The 4,224-nt window shown below is 60.3% G+C and carries 5 protein-coding genes; 2 read left to right on the top strand and 3 right to left on the bottom strand.

Annotated elements, in window-relative coordinates:
• Positions 1 to 19: 19 nt before the first annotated feature.
• Both DBR18_RS00350 and DBR18_RS00355 read left to right on the top strand, forming a co-directional pair.
• On the top strand, positions 20 to 202 hold the full coding sequence (locus DBR18_RS00350; RefSeq protein WP_108588849.1) for a hypothetical protein: 183 nt from the start codon (positions 20 to 22) through the stop codon (positions 200 to 202).
• Between the two features lie 115 nt (positions 203 to 317).
• Positions 318 to 1,505 carry an MFS transporter gene (locus tag DBR18_RS00355; RefSeq protein ID WP_177325720.1) on the top strand — a complete coding sequence of 396 codons (1,188 nt, stop codon included), beginning with the start codon at positions 318 to 320 and terminating at the stop codon, positions 1,503 to 1,505.
• Here the strand turns inward: DBR18_RS00355 and arfB are convergent.
• The 3 genes from arfB to DBR18_RS28320 form a co-directional block, all read right to left on the bottom strand.
• A complete protein-coding gene (gene arfB / locus DBR18_RS00360) occupies positions 1,502 to 1,915 on the bottom strand; it encodes an alternative ribosome rescue aminoacyl-tRNA hydrolase ArfB (protein WP_095050152.1) in 414 nt (137 codons plus the stop codon). The two genes, DBR18_RS00355 and arfB, sit on opposite strands and share 4 nt — an antisense overlap.
• A 177-nt stretch (positions 1,916 to 2,092) precedes the next feature.
• On the bottom strand, positions 2,093 to 3,511 hold the full coding sequence (locus DBR18_RS00365) for an amino acid permease (protein WP_108588848.1): 1,419 nt from the start codon (positions 3,509 to 3,511) through the stop codon (positions 2,093 to 2,095).
• Complete coding sequence (locus DBR18_RS28320) at positions 3,508 to 3,702, bottom strand: hypothetical protein (RefSeq protein ID WP_177482328.1); 195 nt, start codon at positions 3,700 to 3,702, stop codon at positions 3,508 to 3,510. Before DBR18_RS28320 ends, DBR18_RS00365 begins: the two co-directional genes overlap by 4 nt.
• Positions 3,703 to 4,224 lie beyond the last annotated feature (522 nt).

Genomic DNA, 4,224 nt, shown 5'->3' on the forward strand with positions numbered 1-4,224 from the left:
GCCTGAAACCGAGCCCGCCATGACCGACGAATTCTCTGAAAGCCAAGCCGCCGTGCTGATCGGCGCCACCGAGAAAATGATCGAGATCTGGCAGCGCCTCTCCCCGGAAAAACAGGCCGCCCTGCTCGCCCGTTTCGGCAGCGAAGAAAACGCCCTTGCCGCCCTCGTTACCACACAACTGGTCGCTCCGGCCAAATCCTGAAGCCAGCGCCCGGTAAATAGTTTTACTTTTCCCCGCCCCTGACTCGTTAGCGCCGGTATCATAAGCAGCCTATCTAATCCTGCTTTGCCGTGGATCGTTACCCATGTCGTCCTCTATGCCAGAACCGCAGCGCCCCCTGGCGGTCACGCTGCAAGTCGTCTCTATCGTTCTCTTCACCTTTATCGGCTATCTGAACATCGGCATTCCGCTCGCGGTGCTGCCGGGTTACGTCCACAGTGATCTGGGCTTTGGCGCGGTGATCGCCGGGCTGGTGATCAGCGTGCAATACCTCGCCACCCTGCTCAGCCGCCCGTACGCCGGCAAGATCATCGACAACCAGGGCAGTAAACGCGCGGTGATGATCGGGCTGGCCGGTTGCGGCTTAAGCGGCGTGTTCATGCTGATTTCGGCCTGGACACCGAACCTGCCGATGCTCAGCCTTATCAGCCTGTTGATCGGTCGGCTGGTGCTGGGCAGCGCGGAAAGTCTGGTCGGCTCCGGCTCGATTGGTTGGGGCATCGGCCGGGTTGGCGCGGCGAACACCGCCAAAGTCATCTCGTGGAACGGCATCGCCAGTTACGGCGCACTGGCGGTCGGTGCGCCGTTCGGCGTGTGGCTGGTCGGCCAGTTGGGACTGTGGAGCATGGGCGTCAGCATCATCCTGCTGGCGGCGCTGGGTCTGCTGCTGGCGTGGCCGAAAACCGCGGCGCCGATTGTCGCCGGCGAGCGCTTGCCGTTCATGCATGTGCTGGGTCGCGTGTTCCCCCACGGCTGCGGTCTGGCCTTGGGTTCGATCGGTTTCGGCACCATCGCCACCTTCATCACCCTGTATTACGCCACCCGGCACTGGGACAACGCGGTGCTGTGCCTGAGCCTGTTCGGCGCCAGCTTCATCGGCGCGCGGCTGCTGTTCGGCAACCTGATCAACCGTCTCGGCGGCTTTCGCGTGGCGATTGCCTGCCTGTCGGTGGAAACCCTTGGGCTGTTGCTGCTGTGGCTGGCACCGGATGCGCATTGGGCGCTGGCCGGGGCGGCGTTGAGCGGTTTCGGCTTCTCGCTGGTGTTCCCGGCGCTGGGCGTGGAAGCGGTGAACCTGGTGCCGGCCTCCAGCCGAGGCGCAGCAGTCGGCGCCTATTCGCTGTTCATCGACTTGTCGCTGGGGATCACCGGGCCGTTGGCCGGGGCCATTGCGTCGGGTTTCGGTTTTGCTTCGATCTTCCTGTTCGCCGCCCTCGCTGCACTGAGCGGTCTGGCGTTGAGCGTGTATCTGTACAAGCACACGGCGAAGTACCGCGAAGACTAGAAATCCACCTTGCCACGCCCGGCCTTGATGCTGCCGCGCTTGGTCTTGGATTCTAGCCGGCGCTTCTTCGAGCCGAGGGTCGGCTTGGTCGGGCGGCGCTTCTTCTCGACTTTGGTGGCGCTGAGGATCAGCTCGACCAGACGCTCCAGCGCATCGGCACGGTTGGCCTCCTGCGTGCGGTATTGCTGGGCCTTGATGATCAGCACGCCGTCGCTGGTGATGCGGCTGTCGCGCAGCGCCAGCAGGCGCTCCTTGTAGAACTCGGGCAAGGACGAGGCCGGAATGTCGAAGCGCAGGTGCACGGCGCTGGAGACCTTGTTGACGTTCTGCCCGCCCGCGCCTTGCGCACGGATGGCCGTCAGCTCGATCTCGGCATCCGGCAGATGCACATTGTTGGAAATCACCAGCATGGAAAAGTGTCCGTATTCAGAAGGTGCAGGATACGCCATCAACCCTGTAGGAGCTGCCGAAGGCTGCGATCTTTTGATCTTTGAAACAGATCAAAAGATCGCAGCCTTCGGCAGCTCCTACAGGGGCAATAAAAAACCCGGCACATTGGCCGGGTTTGTCGTTTGTTGCCTCAGCGCTTACTTCGAAGCAGTTGCCGCGTGCAGCGCCTGCTGCGCCCCACGCTTGTTCTTGATCACGTAGCAGACCCACATGAACACGACCCACACCGGAATCGCATACACCGAGATCTGGATGCCCGGAATCAACAGCATCACGCCAAGGATGAACGCGACGAACGCCAGGCAGATGTAGTTGCCGTACGGATACCACAGCGCCTTGAACAGTGGCGTCTGCTGCGTCTTGTTCATGTGCTGACGGAACTTGAAGTGCGAGAAGCTGATCATCGCCCAGTTGATCACCAGGGTAGCCACCACCAGCGACATCAGCAACTCCAGCGCCTGTTGCGGCATCAGGTAGTTGAGCAACACCGCCACCAGCGTGACCGCAGCCGAAGCCAGGATCGAACGCACCGGCACGCCGCGCTTGTCGATCTTCGCCAGACCTTTGGGCGCATCGCCCTGCTCGGCCATGCCCAGCAACATGCGGCTGTTGCAGTAGGTGCCGCTGTTGTACACCGACAGCGCCGCAGTCAACACCACAAAGTTGAGGATGTGCGCAGCGGTGTTGCTGCCGAGCATCGAGAACACTTGCACGAACGGGCTGCCGCTGTACGAATCGCCGGACGCATTGAGCGTCGCCAGCAGGCTGTCCCATGGGGTCAACGACAGCAGGATCACCAGTGCACCGATGTAGAAAATCAGGATGCGGTAGATCACCTGGTTGATCGCTTTCGGGATCACGGTTTTCGGCTTGTCGGCTTCTGCGGCGGTGAAACCGAGCATTTCCAGACCGCCGAAGGAGAACATGATGATCGCCATGGCCATCACCAGACCGCTGACGCCGTTGGGGAAGAACCCGCCGTGCGACCACAGGTTGCTGACCGAGGCCTGAGGGCCGCCATTGCCGCTGACCAGCAGGTAGCTGCCCAGGGCGATCATGCCGACGATCGCCACGACCTTGATGATCGCGAACCAGAATTCGGCTTCACCGAAGACTTTGACGTTGGCCAGGTTGATCGCGTTGATCAGCACGAAGAATGCCGCGGCGGTGACCCAGGTCGGGATGTCCGGCGCCCAGTAATGGATGTATTTGCCGACTGCAGTCAGCTCCGACATGCCGACCAGAATGTACAGAATCCAGCAGTTCCAGCCCGACAGGAAACCGGCGAAGCCGCCCCAGTACTTGTGCGCGAAATGGCTGAAGGAGCCGGCCACCGGCTCTTCGACGATCATCTCGCCGAGCTGGCGCATGATCATGAAGGCGATGAAGCCACAGATCGCGTAGCCGAGGATCATCGAAGGGCCGGCGGATTTCAGGACCCCGGCCGAGCCGAGAAACAATCCGGTACCGATCGCGCCACCGAGGGCGATCAGTTGAATGTGGCGATTTTTCAGGCCGCGTTTCAGCTCGCCTGATTGCGAGGGTTGTCCACTCATGAAAAAGGTCTCACGCAAGGTTTGATGATGTTCAGTAGACGTTGCTGCAAGGTTGCGATTTCACAGCCCTGATCAAACCCCAGCGCAAGCACCAGGAATTCAGCTTTCTTACAACGGTCATGCGTCACCTGTTTGTTTTTATCTGTGACGAAATCGAACCCGGCACGCTCGTGGCGCGACGGAGTGAACAAGACGGATAAGCCTTGAGGTTTGCGCGATTACGCAGAGGGTCACAGTTAAAACGCGGCGCATTGTACACCGCTAACCCCCTGCTGCCAGACCCCGCTGGATCAGCGTGGCGGTTGCCGGGATTGCGTGTGTCCGCCTCGGGAGGCCCGGGCGGCTGCAAAAATTGAGTCAGGCCTTTGCAGGCCATCGGCGAGGACGATCGAAAATCCGTCCATCGAGGGGAGGAAAAAGCGGATTGCGGCGTTCATTGCGCCTCCTTCTTGTTATGCACCTGCACGACAGGCATGGAGCGCATCTCACCCTTCAAACGACGCTGAAACAAGCGCGCCAGAGCCTTGCAACAGACCGATGGAGCCGGGCTTCGGCAGGTTTTCCTTACACGTTCGGAAGGTCAGTGATTCCACGAGGTTTTGCCGTGCTTTTCGTAAATATTTCTTTACGACGCGTAACGCAATTTTTCCATTTCAGAAATTTCCGTAGGACGTCTGCAAATTGACGGTAGCCAGTTTGCTGATGAGAGTTGC

It is taken from the genome of Pseudomonas sp. HMWF021 (assembly GCF_003061005.1).
Classification (GTDB): Bacteria; Pseudomonadota; Gammaproteobacteria; order Pseudomonadales; family Pseudomonadaceae; genus Aquipseudomonas.